The organism is Sporosarcina ureae, from assembly GCF_002109325.1.
Classification (GTDB): Bacteria; Bacillota; Bacilli; order Bacillales_A; family Planococcaceae; genus Sporosarcina; species Sporosarcina ureae_C.
In genome coordinates this window covers 318,628-338,619 of record NZ_CP015348.1, presented here as the reverse complement: position 1 = coordinate 338,619, position 19,992 = coordinate 318,628, and the positions used below count along the sequence as shown (strand labels likewise).

The following is a 19,992-nucleotide window of genomic DNA, read 5'->3' as shown; positions in this document are numbered from 1 at the left end:
TGAATTGCAGAAGGAAGATTTACAACAGATTCAAAAAGAACGTATTGGAAATAGCAGATGATGATAGAAAGAAGTGGTGAAATGACAAATTATTATTATATTGCCTCAGACAAAAAGTTGGAAGATGGTAATGCGTCTCTACAATTTGTAGAGACAGAAGAGTGGATCATTCCCGGTTTTGATTATCCCGTTCAACGAGAAATTATAAATGGTGTAGAAAAACAGTGGGAATTGCGTGAGTTACTCCAGTATATCCATAATAATACTGCACCTTATGATGTATGCACCGTTCAGATAGCACACGTAATAAATCCAACTGAATTAACGATACAAAATAAATCAAGTATATTACTACATGAAATTATTGATCCTAAACAACTCCTATTAGCGGAAGGGCAATTATTGACCATAAACAAAGTATAAAGTCTTCAGATTAATATGGTCAATTTTTTCTTTTAGTTCTTTAGAAAAGACGCAACCCAATTTTCAATATCTTCCCGGGTAGCGGATAGAGTGATTCCAAGTTTTGATTCAGTTCCCATATACGAATTAATATAGCCAGTATCCATGAAAACTGTGAACTCATAAAAGTTTTCATCATGAGGGTTTTGTGAATATGAGAAAGAAACGCCTGGTGAAAGCACACTTAAAGTTCCATTATTCTTTCCATCCATTTTCTTCAACTGTTCAAGTAATGTTTCGATATCTTGATTGAGCCAAACAAAGTTATGTGAGTAATTCAAGAATCCGTAAGAGAAGGTTAATTTGAATTCAATTTCGAAAAGGCCATCTTCTGGCTCTCCAATCTTAAGTACTTCATGTGTAACTTCTGTTTCGCTAAAGTCAAAACTTTCATCTTTTAGTGTATATTCCATAGTCACGTATCCTTTCAATATGAAGATTTCTGTGAAGTGAACTAATGATCGTGTGACACATGAAAAATGATACTATAAAGATCAGAAAAAATGAATCAAGATATCTTTTTATAATAACTTTGTTTCTTGCCATTCAATTAAACTAACGTAGCTTGGTTGTAACACTTAAATAGCAAAGTGTTATGACAAAAATGTCAAATGACTTTAATTCAAATGGGCAAATAGGTTTTTACGAAGGGGAGAGCTAGATGAGTGATTTTTTCTTAATACTTATGGGCGTTTTTATTGTGGTTGCAAATCTTATTGGTTTTATATATTACAAGAAAAGAAAAGCCTATACTATGCAGCTTTTACCGTATTACTTTCAGCAGTTTTTTTGGGGGCAATCGGTGGCGCAGTAGCACTTTTTGTTATTCGTGATGCTTTTGCGATATTTTACGGCATGCAGATAGGATACTATTTATTAATAAATAGCGCCATCGTTTTATTTATTGCCATTTTAGCAACTATAATAAAAAAATTATCAACACCATGATATAGTACTTGATTATATTTTAGAAGTTGTATTCGATCTACATAAAAACTAAACCCATTGATATATATGATTGTTAAATGAAGTATCCTATTTTGCTTTTCATAGTGGGAGTTGAATGAACTGGTTAAAACTATAACTTTCTCATTTGCTAGTAATGCCTTTAAAGGAACTGAGGCAACAGAGACATTTACTTTTGAAGAATTAGAAATTAATGAAAATCTGAATGAAAAAGAATTGGAAATTGAAATTGACCGGATTTATCAGGAGTGGATTTGGAATAAGCTAAATGTATCGGGAAGTATCGTTATAGACGAACCCAATAGATGTCAATAATGCTTGTTTAGTAAATGTTAGAGACAACCGCGAAAGATTATAAAAAAATATGTGACTTATTTAATTTTTGTCCGTCTAACAGGGTGAGGAGGGATAGAATGAAAAAAAGTTTAATGATGTTGATAGGAATAATAATGATTTTAGCTGCTTGTTCAGAAGAAAATGTCAGTAAGGATAAAGAAGATCTAAAAAAAGTGAATACGATTGATTCAATTTATAAAAATGGAGATATTTCCATTTCTATAGCAGTTAGCCAAAAGAGAGTTGATCAGGGAGAGACACCGATTGTTAGTATAAAAATGAAGGTGAGACACCGGTGGATTACACAGGGCCAGGAACGAGCTTGGAATACTTCCAAGATGGCAATTGGGTTGCAGAGGATGTAGTCATAGAGGATAAGTTGAATGTATTAGAACCTGGAAAAGAAATCGAGCAGAAACTTTCGTCATCCTATATACAACAAAAAGGTGTTTATAGGATTGTCTTTACATTTCATGCCAACCAGAATGAAGAAAGTAAAAAAATAGCGTTTACGTTTCATAAGGAGTGATCAAAATGGAGAATTCTGTTTTGTGGTCAAAAAAAATTATACCAGTTTATTTTGTAGTAGCTTTTTTAAGTTTTTTGCTCTTCAATAATTACATACAAGCCAATATATTAAGTACTCTATTAATCATTCTTCCTGTTATTGGGGTAGGAATAGCTAGTATTTTGTTTAATTCAAAAAGAAATTAACTCATTTAAAGATAATTAGCTGCAAATGGTGTGGATGTTGGAATAAGGATTTGAAACCGATCAACAATAAGGCCATACTATTAAAACATGTAACTTTTGTAACTTATCTCGGTCTAATAATATTAGGAGGATAGTATGAAAAAGTATAAGCAAAGACCTAGTGTGAAAAGTATCTTGATTGTTGTTGCTGTAATGATGTCTATTGGAATATTCACTTTAATCAATTATGTCCCCCAAGATAGTACAAAAGACAATCAAGATGAGAATGTGGAAATCCCAGCTATTCAATTACCTAAAAATAATACAAATGCAGACATGGTCGGTTTAATTGTGTATAACGGAAAGATTTATACCCAAACAAACACAAAGATAAATGACACAGATGCAAAAGCTCTTAAAGACGAGAAACTCGGAACTACAAAAGGGAATATTGATGAATGGAGCAAGCAAAAAGCCTATGACAAAGAATTAGCTTCTACAATTGGTGAAATGGATGTTTATTCTGTGAAAGGCTATGACCAAGATTTTAGATTAATGGTTTATCATATGCAGGATGGAAACCATTACGCAGAGTTTTTTGAAAACCTTAACGGAATAACAATAAGCAGTGGTGAGGATATATTTGGTAAATTAAATCTGGTGGGAAATATACACTCTGCCCAGTGGAGAGCTTTCAGTGATTGGGATCACGATAATGAAAATTACAAGCCAATTTTCGATATGGACGCACTAAATACTTTCTTAAAAGAGCTGAACAAAACAAAGCCCTATCTTCGTGAACAAAAGTCAGACCCCATAAATAGTTCCCGAAACAATGAAGAATACAGAGAGCTAGCGTTAAAATTACATGATGGTTCAACGGTTAAACTTACTCTTTTAAGAGATGGATATATCTATTATGGAATTGCAGATGTTTATTTTGAGATGAATGAAGGCGTGTTTTCAATGTTTTGGAACCAACTTAAGTAAAGGTAATATTCAACATTCGGGGGCAGTTGCTTGGTAAAAATTACGCTGTTAACGGGCGGTTTAATTAAAGAAGAACTCGATCTAAGCAGAGAGCGAGATAAATGCTTTGAAACGTATAATCAGCATTTAGGATGTGAGGTGTACTGGCAATGATTGATTGGCGTTGGGCTGAAGTTGATACACTAGAAAATAAAGGGGAGTGGAATGAAGCAAAATCACTCTTGATAAAAAAATGGAACCAAAATCCTGATGATTTAAAGACTGTTATTCGTCTTGGCTTTTTTTGTTGGTATGTTCTAACAGAAGAGGGACCAGTAGAGATTCAGGATGTAGACTTTGATGAATTAGAGACTATACTACGTAAGGTTACAGATTTTGGATTGGTTAATTGGTGGACAAATGAGGATTTTTTATGGTGTTTTGGTTTTATGATTTCATTATTCCCATATTATTTTGGAGAATTTGAGCATTGGGAAGAAAAAGGGGTTTCCATGTTAAAGCGTGCTTATGAAATTTGTCCAGATGAACCAGTGTATAAATATTCTTACTTGGGATCTTTTCCGAATTCAGACGAAAATCTTAAAGATGAATTTCAAAAGCTTTATGTTGTTCTTGAAGATAGATTTCAAGGAAATGGAGTTTTATCGGAATACTTTAAAAGCGTTTGGAATTGTTGGCATGAGAGTTGAATTAACGAATGCGGTTATTGAACACCGATCGCTTGCTATAGGAACCACTTTGCTAAATAAAATGCTGTAACTAAAATAGAAAACACAGTCTCATGCGATGACAAAATCGCGCAATGTACTTACACCGTCTATTGATTTTACCCTGCAAAAACTATATGCTTAGTAGCAGTTATATAGAATATTTTGGTTCTTCGTCAAGTAAACGAAGAGTAAATAGGAATCAGGTGAAAATCCTGAGCGGTCCGGCCACTGTAATGGGAAAATATATCCCTAAGTCAGGAGACTTGCCAAAGTATGTAAGCATGACGCCTTCCGGTAAAGGGTGAATTGTGTATCATTCAATTTGCGCTGTCTAATTATTGAACATACATGGTCCCCATCTCTATCAGGAGGTGGGGACTTTTTTAATGAATTAGTCACTGCGTATAGCATGCCTTTACTAGAAAAGAAGGGATGGATTGAATGAGAAAAACGAAAAACACCTTCATGAAATATCAAAACATAATCTATTACAGTCTCATATTCTTACTATTATTTAGCACGATTGCCTATGCAGCCACATCGACTGAAGAATCCGCTCCGTTTGATTTCAATGAAAAAGTAGAAGCTTCTACGCTGAAGTTAGCTAGCGGTAGTGGTGGACTACCTGATGCGGAATCCGATCAAACGACAGATAGTAAGACCGATCAAGAAAACTTGTCAAGCTCGCAACAACCGACAACTCCGGACAAATCGCAACAGAAGCCGGAAGAACAGCCGCGAGAACCAAAAAATACCGAGCTGGAATCGCAGAATAAGCCACTCGCTAATCCTGAGACTACTACACAGGACACGAAACCGGCTCCAAATGACAAAGTCCCTGCTGGTGGCAACACGACACCTGCTTCCGGTAAAACAAAACCGAACAACCATCCAGATATCGAGATCGTCGACATCGCGGATCAGCAAAATCGCTATTTTACAACAAGTATCACCAATAATGAAACCGTTACCGATCCATTGTACAGCGTCACGGTAAATCACTTGGATGAAACACTCATTGCCCAGGAAATGAAAGTTACGGTAAACGGTAAGAAATTGAGTGACTATAAAGGGGTTCTTTTATTAACAGAAGGCACGAACGATATTCAATTCCAAGTGATCTATAAACAATCGGACAATAAACTTTTGCGCGTCAGCCAGTCGTATCACGTGACCTTAAACAGTCAAGATATCGTGATCACAACCGAACTAAAAGACCAAACGGTGACCGAAGACATCATTTCATTCACGGCAACAGCTACGCAAGGTGAACAAGATGCCAAGCTCAAGGTCTTCATGAATAACAAAGAACTTAAACCACTGACTGGCAGTGCCTATAAAGCCACGCTAACCAAAGGAAAAAATACGTTCAAGCTTACCGCGCAAGTAAACGGAAAAATAGCGGAGCAAAACTATATTGTGATCTACGAGAAAGAAAAAATCTCGATCAAGTTGAACACTGACTTAAAAGACCAACAAGCTAACAGCGCGGAGTTTTCATTTTACGCAAAAGCTACTGCGAATGAAGCAGACGTATCACTCAGCATCACAGTGAACGATCAAAAGGTCGAATCGGCAGACGGTATGAATTATGTTGTGCAGCTGAACAATGGAACGAACGTTGTCAAATTATCAGGAAACTATCAAGACGAACAAATTGAACGACAGTATAAAATTTCCTACAACGACCCGAACGTCAATGAAAAACCACAAGTCGATCCCGATGCACCGAAGCTCGTAACCGATCTCAAGTCCGGCAGCAAAGTCAAAGGTGATATTAAAACGATCAACGTTTGGCCAGTGACTGCTTCTGGTGAACGGATCAGAGGGAAAAACGTCCTTGTGCAAGTGAATGGTGAAAACGTGCCATTCACTTGGGATGACAGTGCAAAAACGAGTTATAAACTGACGTTGCAAACTGGACAAAACACCGTCACCATCAAAGTGTGGGACGACGAAGAGCGGACCGTGACCGTGACCGAGACATTCATGATCACGTCCGTTGCACCGGCGGAAGATGGCATTATCGGACAAGTGACGATTAGTCTAGAAGCTTCCGTTCTCGGTGTTCCGTATTTGATCAAACCGACGAAAATGGATATTCATCAAGGGGAAAAAGGGTCGTATATCCTCGACCAATTCATGCGAGAACATGGCTATGATTACGGCAAAACGGGAAATCTAGACAGCAGTTTTTATTTACGGGACGTCAGTAAGCCTGGCATGCTAAATCATGTAGCGATTCCCGACGATTTATGGGAAATAGTAGAGGAGGTTTCCACTACTTCAAATCGCGATGCGTATTCACCGGATAGTCTAAGTGAATTCGATTTCGCGAATGGTTCCGGCTGGATGTTCAGCGTCAATAATGATTATCCGAACTACGGCTTCTCGGATGCCTATTTCTTAGATGGAGATGTAGTGAGAGTGCGCTATACTCTTCATTACGGAAAAGACATTGGTGGGCATGAAGCGTCAGGAAACGGCATGAATGATAATTGGAAGAAAGAATGGTAACGAAAGAGAAGTGACGGAATGCGACAATTAACTGCGTGGCTTGTGACGATTACGATGACGGTAGTAGTGCTTCTGCCATCTGTTGCGTTCGCGACACCGGAAAAAGAAGAATCCCTGCTGCACACGATCGAAGAAATTATTGCGTGGAAAAAACAAGATGAACAAATTGACGAATCGGCACCGCTGCTCAGTAAGCCGTTTCTAGCGCACGCGGGAAATACGAATGGTGATTGGTATCCGGTAGGCCTCGGCCGCATCGGCTATCCTGACGATTACTCCGCGTATCTAGCGGTCATCAAGAACAATGTTATTGAACGTTATAAAACGAGTGAAAAACTTAGTGAAATGAAAGCGACAGAGTGGCACCGGATTTCACTGGCGATTCTTTCAGCTGGCGGTGACCCGACAGCAGTATTCGGCATCAATCTTATTTCGGACGGTACGTATAACCGTGGATTGACGACGTCACTCGGCGCACAGGGCATTAACGGCTGGATTTGGGGGTTAATTACACTTGACAGTATGCGTTATAAAGTGCCAGAAGACGCGGACATGAAAAGAATCGAGATCATCAAAGAAATCATTTCACTGCAACTCGAAGATGGCGGATTTTCATTCTACGGGAACGAAGCGGAGCCGGATATGACCGCGATGGCAGTACAGGCACTCGCACCGTATTATCAAAGTACCGAAGAATTCACGTATATTCAGAAGGATTTGGATGAAGAAGTAACGAAAACGATGCATATGATCATTGACGAAGCACTCGAAAAATTATCGAATATGCAAACGTCGTCTGGCGGATTTAGTGCACAAAATGACGACAACGTCGAAAGTGCCGCACAAGTTCTCGTCGCGTTGACGTCTCTTGGCATTCATCCCGAAGAAGACGAACGCTTCGTAAAAGGCGATCATTCATTGCTTGATTTCATCATGAGCTATCAACTGGACGACGGAGGCTTTGTCCATGCGAAAACGTATAACGCGGACAATCCGTCTTCGTTGCCAGATGAATCAAACTCGATGGCGTCCGAGCAAGTGCTCTACGCGCTCGTATCGCTCTATCGACTCGAAAATGGCTACCGCACGATGTATGATTTCCGTCCTGAAAACCCAGTCGAAATGAAGCAGCAAATGCTCGAATTGATGGAAGACATTCAGGATATCCATGACAACATAGACGCTAAAAAACTTCAACAATTACTTGATACATATGAAAACTTCCCGATAGAAGAGCGCTCGTATGTCTACAACTTCCATAAGCTCGTAGAAGCCGCAGAGAAACAGTCGATCGAAATTGATTTACCTGCGTTTAGTGAAAACTACGACGTCTATACGAAAGGAAACGGTACGATTGCCCCAATTTATCAGGAGCAAACTGTGCCACGAAATATCAATGAACGAGATGTAGAAAAAATCAACGCCATTCCAACACCGCTTACGACAGAACACTATATCGACGTGGTATCGCTAATTGATCAGTTCGAACAAGCGGACAATAAAGACGATTATGAAGCAGAGCTCGCACAACTCTATCGATATAAAGAAGACATGGAGAAGATCGAAGCCGAAATACAAAGTATTAACGAAACGGTGCTGGATCAACTGTATCCATTCACTGATTTGACAAGTAAAGACCGTGACAATGTGGATGCGATTTTGGAACGATTCAACGCATTGGCTCCATACGATCAAGAGAAAGTCTTAAACTATGAAGATCTTAAAAAATCGAAAACGCAAATCGACAATGCTGTTCGTGCGAAGCGAATTTCATGGCTACTTGGAATCGTGGCGACGGGGTTGATCATTATAATTCTATTAAGAATTCAAAAAAGAAGGCGTCAGAGAGACTAGAGGGATATAATGAAGAAAGATCTATTAGTCGTAGCATTCATCCTCTTTATTGTCGGATGGCTCATTACGGGAACGAAAATCCAGTCGGTAGAAGAGTATTATTTGACACATGTCGACGAAATTACCGAAGACTCAGAGACAGTGACGCTCGAAATACGCAGTGATGCCGTTCTCGATTCAATGGACCAGTTAAAAGCCGGCCTTGAGAAATATATCGAACCGGACGGCGAAATCCTTGCGAAATCGGAATATGTTTTACGTAGCGGGGATACCGCGTTTGATCTTCTCGACCGCGCGACTCGCCACCACCGCATCCCGATGGAGTACCAAGGAGCCGACTATAATATCTACAATAGTATTTACGTTCAAGGCATCAACTATTTGTATGAGTTTAATTGTGGGCCATTAAGTGGTTGGATGTATAAAGTGAACGGCGAATTCCCGAGTCAGGGGGTTAGTCAATACAAACTGCATGACGGCGATGAAGTCGAATTCCACTACACATGTGATCTAGGACGGGATCTGGATGGCTACATACATCAAACAAAGAAAGAAGGAAACTAGATGAGCGCATTTTCGAACTTTCATCCTGTATTGCTACTTGTCTATATGACCGTTGTCCTCGTCACGATGTTCAGCTCGTTTCATCCGATCATCGTGGCGCTTTCGCTCGTCGGCGGTATTCTGTATTTTTCCATGTTGCACGGAGTACGGGCGGCAAGTAAAGATCTACTGTATTACTTTTTCGTCTTTCTATTCATTGCGCTCGCGTACCCATCGTATGTGCATAACGGTTTCACTCCCTTGTTTTTCCTGAACGACCATGCGGTGACGCGGGAAGCTGTAACGAAAGGTCTCGTTCTAGCGGGGGCCATTGTCGCGACGTGTTTTTGGATGAAGAGTTATTTCGAGATTTTCACGACGAATAAAATACTTGCTGTAGTGACGAAAGTGTCTGCTAATCTCGGTATTCTCGTTTCGATGCTATGGCGGTTCATTCCGATATTTAAAACGAAATGGCAGGAAAAGCACATGGCGCAGCGTGGGATTGGTTATTACAAAGTATCCAGCAGATTCGTGAAATTTCATCGAGCGTTCGCTTTATGGCGGCAGACACTTGTCCAGACGGCTGAGTTCGTCTTTGTGAAGCCAGACGTCATGAAAGCACGTGGATATGGTATGACGAAAGCGAGGACGCAGTATAAAATCATGCGCTTTACGAAGCGTGACGGTGTGCTGACTGCAGGACTCGTTTTATTTCTTCTCTATTACATCGGGTACTTCACGCAACACCAAACACAGTATTACCCGGAAATTAGTGAACAGACACTAGGTACAGGGCATTATGTCATTATTAGCTTACTGATGCTGTTGCCGTTTATCTATGAAGCGAAGGAGAGTGTCAAATGGCGATACTTACAGTCGAAAATCTAAACTTCTATTATGAAGAACAACAAGTCTTGCGTGACGTCTCCTTTTCGATTATGCCAGGGGAATTCGTGACGTTATTTGGTCCTACGGGCTCTGGAAAGTCGACGTTACTCAAGATGCTGAAGCGGGAAATGCGACCGATTGGTAAATTGAGCGGCAATGTGTATTTCAGTGGTCGAAAACTCGATGACCTGCCCGCTACAATGACGGCGACCGCGATCGGCTATATGATGCAAAATCCCGACGAGCAGATGGTCATGGAAAAAGTTTGGCAAGAGCTCGCGTTCGGCCTCGAGAACATGGGGGTCGCGACGGAAGAGATGCAGCGGAAGATTGCGGAAGTGGCCAGTTTCTTCGGCATTCAGAACTGGTTACATGACAGTATTAGCGACTTATCGGGCGGGCAGAAACAACTCGTCAATTTAGCGGCAGTGCTTGCGATGGAGCCGGAAATTTTATTGCTCGATGAACCGACTTCACAGCTCGATCCGATCGCGGCTTCCGAGTTTTTGACGTTGCTTGATAAAATCAACCGAGAACTCGGCATGACGATTCTCATTGTCGAACATCGGCTAGAAGAATTGTTGCCTGTCTGTGACCGCGTATTATTCATGGAAAACGGCTCGCTTCTGTACGATTCGACGCCGAAGTTGATCGGTCATTCGTTACTCGACCATCCGATGCTTGACGCACTCACTGCGGCGATGCGTGTCTATCATAAGCTTGGTTTTCTGGAGAACACGCCGATTACTGTGCGCGAAGGGATGGACTTCATTCGGCGCTATCCACCCGCTGTACCGCCGATGGATCCGATGAGGAAAAAGCATCCCCCTCTCATTACAGTAAAAAATCTGTATTTCCGTTATAACCGTAAAAGCGATGATTTGCTTGCGGATATGAGCCTGACGATTCACCGTGGAGAAATTTTCACGATCGTCGGAGGCAACGGGGTCGGCAAGTCGTCGTTCTTGAAGTTGCTTGCGGGATTGCATAAGCCGTATGCAGGTAAGATTCTTATGGATGACGTCGTGCCAGCTAAGTGGAAAGGCAATATCGTTTTATTGCCGCAAAACCCGCAAGCGTTGTTTATGCACTCGACAGTGAACGAAGAACTGTTGGCTACTGTGCAAAAATTGCCGAAAGAGCAAAGAGAATCCACTGTTACGGATATGATGAAACAGCTACAAATTGAACAGTTAGCAAAGAGAAACCCTTTTGATGTAAGTGGCGGTGAGCAGCAAAAGATCGCATTGGCGAAATTATTGCTGCATAATCCAGCTATTTTATTGCTCGACGAACCGACTAAAGGAATGGACGTCATGTCGAAACAAGAAGTGGTTCAGTTGATTCAAACACTGCAAAAACGCAATATCACGACGATCATCGTAACGCACGACATAGAATTTGCGGCAGAAGTGTCAACACGTGTCGGCATGCTGTTCGACAAATCACTGATCGCGATCAATAACCCGAAGACGTTCTTTACGTCCAATCGATTTTATACAACCGCGGCGAGTAAAATCGCGCGAGGATTATTTCCATTTGCTATTACAGCGGACGATATCGTGGAAGCTGTGAACAGCAACAACAGGAGGAACTGACGAATGAGCAATCAATCAACACACGTACTCAATGAAATGAAAAAAGTAATTAACGGGAAAGACGACGTCATCCAAAAAGTATGGATGACGTTTCTAGCTGGAGGACATGTACTGCTCGAAGATTTACCGGGAGTCGGGAAGACGACACTCGCAAAAGCATTCAGCCGGGTCGTCGGACTTGATTCAAACCGTATCCAGTTCACACCAGACGTCGTGGCATCTGACGTCATCGGTTTCACGATGTTCGATAAAGAAAAGAACGAATTTGTCTTTAAAGAAGGTGCCGTCATGTGTAACTTATTGCTCGGCGATGAAATCAACCGGACGTCTTCAAGAACACAAGCGGCATTGCTTGAAGCGATGCAGGAAAGACAAGTGACAGTCGATGGTGTGACGTATCCATTGCCCGCACCGTTTCACGTCATTGCAACGCAAAATCCGTACGGCACGATCGGAACGCAGCCGTTACCTAGCGCGCAAATCGACCGTTTTATGACAAAATTAAGTGTCGGATATCCTGATTTTGAAGATCAAGTCGAGATGCTGAAAAATCGACAGCAGACCGATCCGCTATCTTCACTGGAACAGATCATCACAAAAAACGAATTACTTGCGCTTCAACAGCAAGTACAAGACCTCTTCATTCACGAAGAAATCTTGCGTTACGTCACGGCACTTACGGAGAAAACGCGAAACCATCCGTCAATTCATCAAGGAATTAGCCCGCGTGGCGCACTCGCACTCTGTCAGATGGCGAAAGCACATGCATTCCTGCAAGACCGCGATTACGTCATTCCAGAAGACGTCCATGCCGTGTGGTTACCGACGAGCCGACACCGCGTCATCCTATCGAGCGTACCAGATGCTGAAGCAGAACAAGATGCGCTACTCGAAAAACTACTGCAAAGTGTTGCCACGCCCGACCAAGCAATGCTTGCGACATTTTAAGGGCTGATCGTATGCTGTTTACATTACTGATCAGCGTCGTCTGGCTGCTGTTCACGCTCGCATTTTTCATCTTTACGACGACGCATTTCGCGCTACTGTTCGCAGTCGGATCATTCATTGTTTGGCTGTGGCTCGTGTTAAGTGTTTACCTCGTAAAAGGAAAATTACATTGCGAGATCATAGCAACGAATGAACTATATAAGAATGATCAGATGGGCTATCAACTACGCGTAGAAAACACGAGTCGATTACCCGTCACACAACTACATATCCAACTCGTCATCGAGCACGTATTCACAGGCAGACAAGAAACTCACGAGCACATCTTATCCATCCCCGCGAAGAGTGCTGAAGAATTTGCATTCATTCTGCCGCAAAAATATATGGGGCAAGTGACGATAAGAATGAAACAGTTGACCATCAAAGACGGTTTCGCGTTCTTCCGTTCAGTGCAGAAGATCGATACGCAGTCCGCGATGTTGATCATGCCGAATCCGTATTTCTTGAAGCTTCAACGCATCGAGCAGAATCAGCATGTGCTGCAAACGCCAGGTGCGATTCCGATGAAGAAAATCGATGGCGAAGAGCTTGCGGAAGTATCGGTGTATAAACCAGGCGACTCGGTCAAACAAATTCATTGGAAGTTGTCGAGTAAAGTGGATGAGCTATTCGTCAAACAGCATGAAACGCTCATAGGGGATGCGGTAATGATGACAGTTGATTTCACGTCGTTTACAAATCGCGTCGCACTCTATAATGAATTCATCGAAACGTTTTCCGCGTTGTTGTATTCCTATGTCGCAGGCCATCATGAAGTCCAGCTTCTAGTAGATCACACAACAAGTGAGCAGTTGACGATTAAAAATGAACGCGAAGCCGCACTGGCGATAAAAGAAGTACTAACAAAAAGTGCATCCGCGTTATCGATGTCGGATGAACAATGGAAAACGTTGAGAAGAACGTATCCAAACTGTATCGTGTTGACAACAAATAATGCGCGCAGCACAGAATATCAAACGATCGTGATCTCGGAGAATAAGGAGGGATCCGCTGTATGAAATGGCTCAATGGAGTAGTAGCGTATAGTGTGCTAGTGGCGGCCTTCCTTGTGATCCGTGCGATGTTGTTTCCAGAAATTCATATCGGACCTGCACTGGTGCTCGTGTTGCTGTGGATGGTCGCGCGCATTCAGTGGACACAACGTGGTGGCGACGCCGTATTAATCGCAAGTGTCGTCTTCAGTTTAATCTTCCTATCGAAGTACGTGGATGACGTGAAGCGGACGATCAACGCGTTGTTCGTTACACTTGCAGAATACAATCATATCTATATGGATGTACTGTCTGTAAATGAAACAGACTCCTGGCTGAACGGTATGATCCTCGGTCAAATCGCTTTATTGGGCGGTAGTGCCATTTATTACGCCATTGTCAATCAAAAACGTTGGATCGTCGTGACGCTTGCACTTGTGATTTGGTCGATTCAAGTACTTTTAAGCACGTCTCCATCATTGATCCTGGACATTTTGTTTTTCGCAGTGTTGATTTTGACACTGCTGTATATGAACCAACTTTCATTGCGTTGGTGGAAACGGATGGCGATCTTACCTATTTCATTGGTCGTGCTGATGTTTGCTTATACGGCAATCAATCAGAATGGGAATGGAGAATTTACGAGCAGTTCAAAATGGGAAGACACTGTACGTTATCAAGGGGAGAAAGTACGCTATTTTAAAGGCGGGGCACCTGTGCTGACAGGCGGCAACTTCAATCGGCTTTCCACGTTTACACCGGACGACCATACCGTGTTAAAAGTCGTGATGGAAAATCCGAGTCCACTGTATTTGAAAGGATTCGTCGGTTCGACTTACACACCGGTCGGCTGGAAGGAAATCGAGGGCGACGCATATAGGAAAGAGAAGTCGTTGCTTGAAGCGCTAGAGAAAGAAGATTTCACCGGAGCGAAACAGTTGAGCTTGGCTGCAAAAAGTAGTTTGCCAGAGAAGTACGAAGAAGCGAAACTCATCATTCAAAATGTCGGTGCATCAAGTCGATATATGTATGCACCGTATGAATTGGCAGGGATCGATACAAACCTCATCCGTACGAAACAAGCAGACGCGCTGCATGCGACAGGGATCTTCGGCAGACGCACAGTAGAAATGAACTATATGTTAACGCCCTACACCGATTATCCACAAATCGCTAATGCGTTATATGCAACAAAAAACACTGACTATTTACGTCGTGAAAGTCATTACAATCAATATGTCTACAATGAATATCTTACTGTGCCGCAAGATAGCTTGAATGTGTTGCGTAACCATTTAGACGAGAACGTACTCGATTTAGAAAGACGTTTACCATATGAACAAACGATTCAAGAAGTGGAACGTTTCTTAGCACAGTCGATGAGTTATAACGAACATGCCGAACCGATACAAGATCAGGATTTTGTGACGGGCATATTGGAAGAGTCAAAAGAAGGCTACTCCGTTCACTATGCGACGGTCGCGACATTAGCATTCAGAATGCTCGGCACACCTGCGCGTTATGCGGAAGGCTATATCGTTGGGCTGGATGACGTGAAAGATCTTCAGTCATTCAGTGAAATCAACATCAGCGAGAAAAACGCTCATGCGTGGACAGAAATCTACGTCGATATGGTCGGCTGGGTGCCGATTGAAGTGACACCGGGGTATGCTGAGAAAATGCCAGAAATCAATAAAAAAGACTATCCAGCTTCGGGCGCTGATTCACCGGATGTCACTGGCGGAGGTGCAGCTGAACCTGAACCGAATGATACGACGGAAGTGCAGCAAGATCAGGACAAACCAGAAGATGCAAAGCAAGTGAATCCAAACACGGTGTTGTGGTTCTGGTTGAATATGATCATCGTTGTGATTCTATTCATCCTGTTTGTATGGTACGTCTTAAGAAAGAGAAAACGTCAGCACAAACTCCAAGTGAAAGATCATCGAGTAGCTGTTGTGAACCATGTCCAGCTAATGGTGCAAATGTTAGAAAAAGAACAAGTTGTTGCGAAACTACCTTCATTTAAAACAATACCTGACGCAGTTGGGGGAATTGATCCGCAACTAAGACAAGACACAGAAGACAGTTTGAAAATTTATCAAAAAGCCAAATATAGTCCGCATAGTGTGACCAATGAAGAACGCGCAAAGGTAGAGAAGTTATTTGCGCAAGTTTATGTGGCGGTGAAGAGATCGAAAAAAGGGTTGAAGAAATTGCGATTTGTTTTGCATCATCAATAAATAGGAAGTAGAAGAAAGCATCGCATATTGCGGTGTTTTCTTTTTTAAATAGATAGAGCAGTAACAATAGGAAGAAGGCCGGGACATAGTTCTATGAATTCGAAACCGTCAAAAAAGTGAAACCTACTCTACTATATAAACGTAAGAATACTAGAGTGGTCCATGTTCTTACTGGAAGTTAGTTTTTCATTAAGAACATGGGTGTTGGTTAAAGAAGGATAGGAGGGGATCGTCATGCCACGTTGCACTAACTGTAACAACAAGTGGAATGTATTAGACATAATCGCACTTGGATTTTTAAAGAAGGGAAAAGACTGCCCCAATTGTGGTGACAGACAATACATCTCAGCTGAATCGCAGAAATTATTAACTTTGGGATGGTTAAGTCTACTATTTGTTCCGTTTTTAATTTCGAAAATCAAATTAAGTGGAAAAGATGAACCACTTTGGTAGTTCCATAAATAAAGGCGTCAACTGGGCGAACATTGCCAAGCAAACAGATCCGATGATCGAGGATTTGTACAAAGGAAAAATAAATCGGTGGTTAATATTACTAATAAATACTTTAGCTACAGCGATGTTGATTTTAGGGCTAGTAGAGTTTAAGAAAGCTATTAAATGACGGTTTGTTATTCAAGTAATGGATATAATTACGTCTCTGTCGCAAACAGTGAAGAGACCTTTATTGGGATTAGAGTGTCAGCTATGCAAAACTTTGTTCTCATAACAATTTTCATATATCTAGTTTCTAGACGAAATGCATAAATGGAATAAAACAGTTTTTTCTTCGATCGGGGCAACTCTCGATCAAAGACTTACACCTCTTAAGCAATCGGACCATTTAGTTTAACAACGATTAGTTTTTAGAAGTGAGAATAAGTAAATATAGATATATACAACTGGGAGGAGAAAAATTGGAGGAAAACGATAGGGGCACTTTATATTTTAATATGTCCATTGGTACACTAGGACTTCTCATCATTGTAGTAGGATTAATCAAATATGTTGAAGCCGTTGGTGGGGATTCTTCATTTGCATTGTTAGGTTTTCCTTTAACAATGATTTACTTAAATTATCTTGAAGGGAAAGCTGGTATAGGTAAAAAAATATTATGGATTAAATCTATCATAGCGATTTCTTTGCTATTTATAATTTACATTTACTTATTACGCTAAAGGGCGCAATTCTTGTATTAGAGATCTGCACCTATTTCAGGAATAGACCATTTTGTGGGGGTGTGAAAATGAAAGAAATAATGGGATTATACGTTATTTTAATTGCCATATATTTTGTGAACCTAACAAATATCACATTGTTTAATGCCGAATGGAACGGTATAGCGATGTGGCTTAGTACAGGGTTATTTATAGCTGGCACTGCTTATTATTTAATGAGTCGAGAGTCCATTAAGAAAAAATAGCGATTACTACAATCGGGGCGATAACAGAACAAGAACTGTGCCTAAATGGGACCAATTGAATAAATAAAGGGGCGTTATTTATTGTCGAAAGGATTACTTCATCACGTTGAGATATATGTTTCGGATTTGAAAAGAACAATCAATTTTTGGGGTTGGTTTCTTGAGGAATTAGGATACAGCTCCTTTCAAGAGTGGAAAAGCGGACAAAGTTGGAAATTAGATGATACTTATCTAGTTTTTGTTCAAACAGAAGAACGTTTCCTTGACGTCCCCTATCATAGATCTAGAGTGGGATTAAATCATTTAGCATTTCACGCTGCTTCACGTCAACACGTCGATGACATAACAGAGAAATTGAAAAGTAAGGGGATTTCTATACTTTATACAAAGAAGCATCCATTCGCTGGTGGAAAGGACTATTATGCTGTTTATTTTGAAGACCCAGACAGAATAAAAGTGGAGCTTGTAGCCCCTTAATAGTTCAAGAATAGGGGGCAATAACGAAACATGACATGTTGTGCTTTAAACGAGCTAGATTGTTGCAGACGCTCTAGGTTATTAACAAGTGAAAGGGTGAATGTTGTGTTAAATATTTTCGGTGGATTAATGATTTTCATATCACTTATTCTTCTTTTTCTCGGGCTAAAGAGTAAGTCCAGATTAACTATATTTTTTGGTACAATTACTTTTATTGCGCCCTTACTTTATATCAGCTTCAGAAATTGGATAATTTTGTTGCCATTAGTTCCCATAATATCATTTGTAGTTTCGGATTTATTAATTAAAAAAAGGAATTCAGCACGGGGGTAGTGGGTATGGCTTTAGATATTCCATGCCGTTAAAAGGCCAGACAAAAGAGATATAGGAGTGATTTATATGCCAACATGCCAAATTTGTCATAATAAATGGAGTTGGATACAAACAATAAAAAAGACTTCCACATTGAACCCTACCATGACTTGCCCTCACTGCGATAAAACACAGTATCAAACGCAAAAATCTAAGGGGAAAATGGGTATATTAACTTTGATTGTTTTATTGCCATTAGTTATTCAATTGTTTTTTGACATTCCGGGGACTATAATATTCAGCTTATTTCCTATTTTATTTATTTTGGTTCTGATTCTGTATCCATTTATAGTGAAGTTAAGTAGCCAAGAGACGTACATAGGGGAGTAGTGAGATGAGTATAGCGCCAAGGGCAAGCGCTATTCACTTGATTACACAGAAAAAAACCATCTAATGCAAACGGAGAGACTCCGACAGCTTTAGATAGTTTTTCTTTAGGCTATAAACAACAAGATGTGAATCTTGTTAATTCCAATACGCACTTGTATCTTCAACCATCACTTTCGATGATTGCAATCCGCCGCCATAAAACCATGCTTCTGTGTCCAGATAAATAATATGGTCATTCTTGTACGCAGTTGTTCTTTTCACAAGCTCATTTTCAAATATTTCCTTCGTGCTATCATGCGCGGTATTTAGCACTGCACTACGGTCAACCACAAAGATAATGTCTGGATTTTTGTCCGTTATATATTCAAAGTTAATGGATTGACCAAATTTCGCTTTTTCAATGTTTTCATCTACCGGTTTATATCCAGCGACATCATGGATGAATCCACCGTAACGAGAACCCGGCCCGTAGGCACTTATTTTACCTTCATTGACCATGACAATTAACGTTTTCGCATCTAGATCTATCGTTTTCTCTTGAACAGCCTCGACTTTTTCTTTTATTTCAGCTAGTTCTATGTCGATTTGTTCTTTTTCATTAAATATACTCGCAATCGTTTCCATATTATTTGTAAAGGAATCGATATAGTTCGTGAAGTCGACACTCATATAAACAGTTGGGGCAATACTTTTGAATTCGTCATACATTTCAGCTTGACGATCTCCGATTATAATAAGGTCTGGTTTCATTCCATCAATTGCTTCAAAATCCGGTTCCACTAAACTTCCGACATTCGTATACTCAGATCCAGCGTATTTTTTTAGATACTCAGGTACCGCATTTTGTGGAACACCTGCAACTTCAATGCCTAATGAATCCAAAGTATCTAAAACACCAAAATCCAATACTACAACTTTTCTGGAACTTTATTCAAAACTACTTCTTGATCATCAAGTTCATGCTTAATCTTGATTTCAGTCGATTCCGTGCCTTCTTGAGTAGTGCTAGACGATTTGTCTGTTTGTGTATCCGTTTCTTTCGATCCGCATGCGGAGATCACAAGCATACAGGCAAATATGAATACAAATAATGACCATTTTTTCACGATAATTAACCTCACTTTTGATGAATTTACGAATGACTCTACCTTACATGGAAATACGGATAGAAAACCATTTGCATGTTGCAAAGTATGTATATATGTTTTATTAACTCGTCCTTTCTTTGTATAATAAAGCTGATCCCTACAAGAAATCAAGTAGAGGAAGATTGTTTTTAGTATACAATAAACAAGTGATAATGACTATCATTTTCAAGTGGAAGGAAAAGGGATAGTAGCTTTTAAAAATTTCTAATGAATCGAACTCAATAATAGGAGGTTAAAAGATGACGGATAGGTGGAAAACTGAGGATATTATATTTGATAGCTTGTTCGAAGCGGATGTTTGGGCCGATTCAATAGCAAATGAAATGTATGCCAGATTGTATGATGGCTATGACACGTGTGATTATAAAATAGCGTATGCATTAGCTTTTAGGCTTGCTGCGATAGAAGAATTCAAGGTGATTACAGAAAACACACCAGAGGACCGATATAAAGTTGGGTCATA

Annotated in this window: 22 protein-coding genes, 2 pseudogenes and 1 riboswitch; of the genes and pseudogenes, 22 read left to right on the top strand and 2 right to left on the bottom strand. The window is 40.5% G+C overall.

What is annotated here, in order from left to right:
- The first annotated feature begins 57 nt into the window (after nt 1–57).
- Nucleotides 58–423: a hypothetical protein gene (locus SporoP32a_RS01735; protein WP_085426335.1), complete on the top strand. Its 366-nt coding sequence runs from the start codon at nt 58–60 to the stop codon at nt 421–423.
- A gap of 32 nt (nt 424–455) precedes the next feature.
- On the opposite strand, the gene SporoP32a_RS01730 is transcribed toward SporoP32a_RS01735, so the two are convergent.
- Entirely contained in the window at nt 456–875 is a 420-nt protein-coding gene (locus SporoP32a_RS01730; protein WP_085426334.1) for a hypothetical protein, read from the bottom strand.
- Nucleotides 876–1,251: 376 nt separating this feature from the next.
- Between SporoP32a_RS01730 and SporoP32a_RS17140 the strand changes: the two genes are divergently transcribed.
- The 20 genes from SporoP32a_RS17140 (at nt 1,252) to SporoP32a_RS01635 (ending at nt 18,381) form a co-directional block, all read left to right on the top strand.
- The gene (locus tag SporoP32a_RS17140) at nt 1,252–1,410 is read left to right on the top strand and encodes a hypothetical protein (protein ID WP_232319570.1); all 159 of its coding nucleotides are present in this window, start codon (nt 1,252–1,254) and stop codon (nt 1,408–1,410) included.
- Nucleotides 1,411–1,521: 111 nt separating this feature from the next.
- Entirely contained in the window at nt 1,522–1,743 is a 222-nt protein-coding gene (locus SporoP32a_RS01720) for a hypothetical protein (RefSeq protein ID WP_232319569.1), read from the top strand.
- A 98-nt stretch (nt 1,744–1,841) separates the two neighbouring features.
- Entirely contained in the window at nt 1,842–2,129 is a 288-nt protein-coding gene (locus tag SporoP32a_RS01715; RefSeq protein ID WP_085426333.1) for a hypothetical protein, read from the top strand.
- On the top strand, nt 2,060–2,293 hold the full coding sequence (locus SporoP32a_RS17465) for an immunoglobulin-like domain-containing protein (protein ID WP_420542305.1): 234 nt from the start codon (nt 2,060–2,062) through the stop codon (nt 2,291–2,293). The genes SporoP32a_RS01715 and SporoP32a_RS17465 overlap by 70 nt, the downstream gene beginning before the upstream one ends.
- Nucleotides 2,294–2,298: 5 nt before the next feature.
- The gene (locus SporoP32a_RS01710; RefSeq protein WP_085426332.1) at nt 2,299–2,478 is read left to right on the top strand and encodes a hypothetical protein; all 180 of its coding nucleotides are present in this window, start codon (nt 2,299–2,301) and stop codon (nt 2,476–2,478) included.
- 135 nt (nt 2,479–2,613) lie between these two features.
- Complete coding sequence (locus tag SporoP32a_RS01705) at nt 2,614–3,447, top strand: hypothetical protein (protein WP_085426331.1); 834 nt, start codon at nt 2,614–2,616, stop codon at nt 3,445–3,447.
- Nucleotides 3,448–3,596: 149 nt separating this feature from the next.
- Entirely contained in the window at nt 3,597–4,136 is a 540-nt protein-coding gene (locus SporoP32a_RS01700; protein ID WP_085426330.1) for a hypothetical protein, read from the top strand.
- Between the two features lie 167 nt (nt 4,137–4,303).
- A riboswitch (cobalamin riboswitch) is annotated at nt 4,304–4,443 on the top strand.
- Between the two features lie 155 nt (nt 4,444–4,598).
- On the top strand, nt 4,599–6,674 hold the full coding sequence (locus SporoP32a_RS01695) for a DUF4430 domain-containing protein (protein ID WP_085426329.1): 2,076 nt from the start codon (nt 4,599–4,601) through the stop codon (nt 6,672–6,674).
- An 18-nt stretch (nt 6,675–6,692) separates the two neighbouring features.
- Nucleotides 6,693–8,528, top strand: coding sequence for a prenyltransferase/squalene oxidase repeat-containing protein (locus SporoP32a_RS01690; RefSeq protein ID WP_085426328.1), 1,836 nt, complete (start codon nt 6,693–6,695; stop codon nt 8,526–8,528).
- 9 nt (nt 8,529–8,537) lie between these two features.
- A complete protein-coding gene (locus SporoP32a_RS01685; protein ID WP_085426327.1) occupies nt 8,538–9,092 on the top strand; it encodes a DUF4430 domain-containing protein in 555 nt (184 codons plus the stop codon).
- Nucleotides 9,093–9,962 carry an energy-coupling factor transporter transmembrane component T gene (locus SporoP32a_RS01680; protein WP_085426326.1) on the top strand — a complete coding sequence of 290 codons (870 nt, stop codon included), beginning with the start codon at nt 9,093–9,095 and terminating at the stop codon, nt 9,960–9,962.
- Nucleotides 9,935–11,560, top strand: a complete 1,626-nt coding sequence (locus SporoP32a_RS01675; RefSeq protein WP_085426325.1) for an ABC transporter ATP-binding protein — start codon at nt 9,935–9,937, stop codon at nt 11,558–11,560. Before SporoP32a_RS01680 ends, SporoP32a_RS01675 begins: the two co-directional genes overlap by 28 nt.
- A gap of 3 nt (nt 11,561–11,563) precedes the next feature.
- The gene (locus tag SporoP32a_RS01670; RefSeq protein ID WP_085426324.1) at nt 11,564–12,508 is read left to right on the top strand and encodes an AAA family ATPase; all 945 of its coding nucleotides are present in this window, start codon (nt 11,564–11,566) and stop codon (nt 12,506–12,508) included.
- 11 nt (nt 12,509–12,519) lie between these two features.
- Nucleotides 12,520–13,566 carry a DUF58 domain-containing protein gene (locus SporoP32a_RS01665; protein WP_085426323.1) on the top strand — a complete coding sequence of 349 codons (1,047 nt, stop codon included), beginning with the start codon at nt 12,520–12,522 and terminating at the stop codon, nt 13,564–13,566.
- Entirely contained in the window at nt 13,563–15,782 is a 2,220-nt protein-coding gene (locus SporoP32a_RS01660) for a transglutaminase-like domain-containing protein (RefSeq protein WP_085426322.1), read from the top strand. Before SporoP32a_RS01665 ends, SporoP32a_RS01660 begins: the two co-directional genes overlap by 4 nt.
- Nucleotides 15,783–16,209: 427 nt before the next feature.
- Nucleotides 16,210–16,404: a hypothetical protein gene (locus SporoP32a_RS01650; RefSeq protein WP_157129915.1), complete on the top strand. Its 195-nt coding sequence runs from the start codon at nt 16,210–16,212 to the stop codon at nt 16,402–16,404.
- Nucleotides 16,405–16,696: 292 nt separating this feature from the next.
- Nucleotides 16,697–16,957, top strand: a complete 261-nt coding sequence (locus SporoP32a_RS01645; protein ID WP_085426319.1) for a hypothetical protein — start codon at nt 16,697–16,699, stop codon at nt 16,955–16,957.
- Nucleotides 16,958–17,025: 68 nt separating this feature from the next.
- Nucleotides 17,026–17,202, top strand: a complete 177-nt coding sequence (locus SporoP32a_RS16965; RefSeq protein ID WP_198166203.1) for a hypothetical protein — start codon at nt 17,026–17,028, stop codon at nt 17,200–17,202.
- An 81-nt stretch (nt 17,203–17,283) separates the two neighbouring features.
- A complete protein-coding gene (locus SporoP32a_RS01640; RefSeq protein ID WP_085426318.1) occupies nt 17,284–17,679 on the top strand; it encodes a VOC family protein in 396 nt (131 codons plus the stop codon).
- A gap of 399 nt (nt 17,680–18,078) precedes the next feature.
- Nucleotides 18,079–18,381 (top strand): TIGR04104 family putative zinc finger protein, encoded by a 303-nt coding sequence (locus SporoP32a_RS01635; protein WP_085426317.1) that lies wholly within the window; start codon nt 18,079–18,081, stop codon nt 18,379–18,381.
- 135 nt (nt 18,382–18,516) lie between these two features.
- Here SporoP32a_RS01635 and SporoP32a_RS01630 read toward each other — a convergent pair.
- A pseudogene (locus tag SporoP32a_RS01630) lies at nt 18,517–19,487 on the bottom strand (siderophore ABC transporter substrate-binding protein).
- Nucleotides 19,488–19,768: 281 nt separating this feature from the next.
- Here SporoP32a_RS01630 and SporoP32a_RS01625 point away from each other — a divergent pair.
- Nucleotides 19,769–19,984: pseudogene (locus SporoP32a_RS01625) on the top strand (hypothetical protein); the annotation flags it as partial.
- Nucleotides 19,985–19,992: the final 8 nt, after the last annotated feature.

Coding starts and splice junctions, on each gene's coding strand:
- SporoP32a_RS01735 (WP_085426335.1), top strand. CDS start 58: ATGATGATAGAAAGAAGTGGTGAAATGACAAATTATTATTATATTGCC.
- SporoP32a_RS01730 (WP_085426334.1), bottom strand. CDS start 875: ATGGAATATACACTAAAAGATGAAAGTTTTGACTTTAGCGAAACAGAA.
- SporoP32a_RS01715 (WP_085426333.1), top strand. CDS start 1,842: ATGAAAAAAAGTTTAATGATGTTGATAGGAATAATAATGATTTTAGCT.
- SporoP32a_RS01710 (WP_085426332.1), top strand. CDS start 2,299: ATGGAGAATTCTGTTTTGTGGTCAAAAAAAATTATACCAGTTTATTTT.
- SporoP32a_RS01705 (WP_085426331.1), top strand. CDS start 2,614: ATGAAAAAGTATAAGCAAAGACCTAGTGTGAAAAGTATCTTGATTGTT.
- SporoP32a_RS01700 (WP_085426330.1), top strand. CDS start 3,597: ATGATTGATTGGCGTTGGGCTGAAGTTGATACACTAGAAAATAAAGGG.
- SporoP32a_RS01695 (WP_085426329.1), top strand. CDS start 4,599: ATGAGAAAAACGAAAAACACCTTCATGAAATATCAAAACATAATCTAT.
- SporoP32a_RS01690 (WP_085426328.1), top strand. CDS start 6,693: ATGCGACAATTAACTGCGTGGCTTGTGACGATTACGATGACGGTAGTA.
- SporoP32a_RS01685 (WP_085426327.1), top strand. CDS start 8,538: ATGAAGAAAGATCTATTAGTCGTAGCATTCATCCTCTTTATTGTCGGA.
- SporoP32a_RS01680 (WP_085426326.1), top strand. CDS start 9,093: ATGAGCGCATTTTCGAACTTTCATCCTGTATTGCTACTTGTCTATATG.
- SporoP32a_RS01675 (WP_085426325.1), top strand. CDS start 9,935: ATGGCGATACTTACAGTCGAAAATCTAAACTTCTATTATGAAGAACAA.
- SporoP32a_RS01670 (WP_085426324.1), top strand. CDS start 11,564: ATGAGCAATCAATCAACACACGTACTCAATGAAATGAAAAAAGTAATT.
- SporoP32a_RS01665 (WP_085426323.1), top strand. CDS start 12,520: ATGCTGTTTACATTACTGATCAGCGTCGTCTGGCTGCTGTTCACGCTC.
- SporoP32a_RS01660 (WP_085426322.1), top strand. CDS start 13,563: ATGAAATGGCTCAATGGAGTAGTAGCGTATAGTGTGCTAGTGGCGGCC.
- SporoP32a_RS16965 (WP_198166203.1), top strand. CDS start 17,026: ATGAAAGAAATAATGGGATTATACGTTATTTTAATTGCCATATATTTT.
- SporoP32a_RS01635 (WP_085426317.1), top strand. CDS start 18,079: ATGCCAACATGCCAAATTTGTCATAATAAATGGAGTTGGATACAAACA.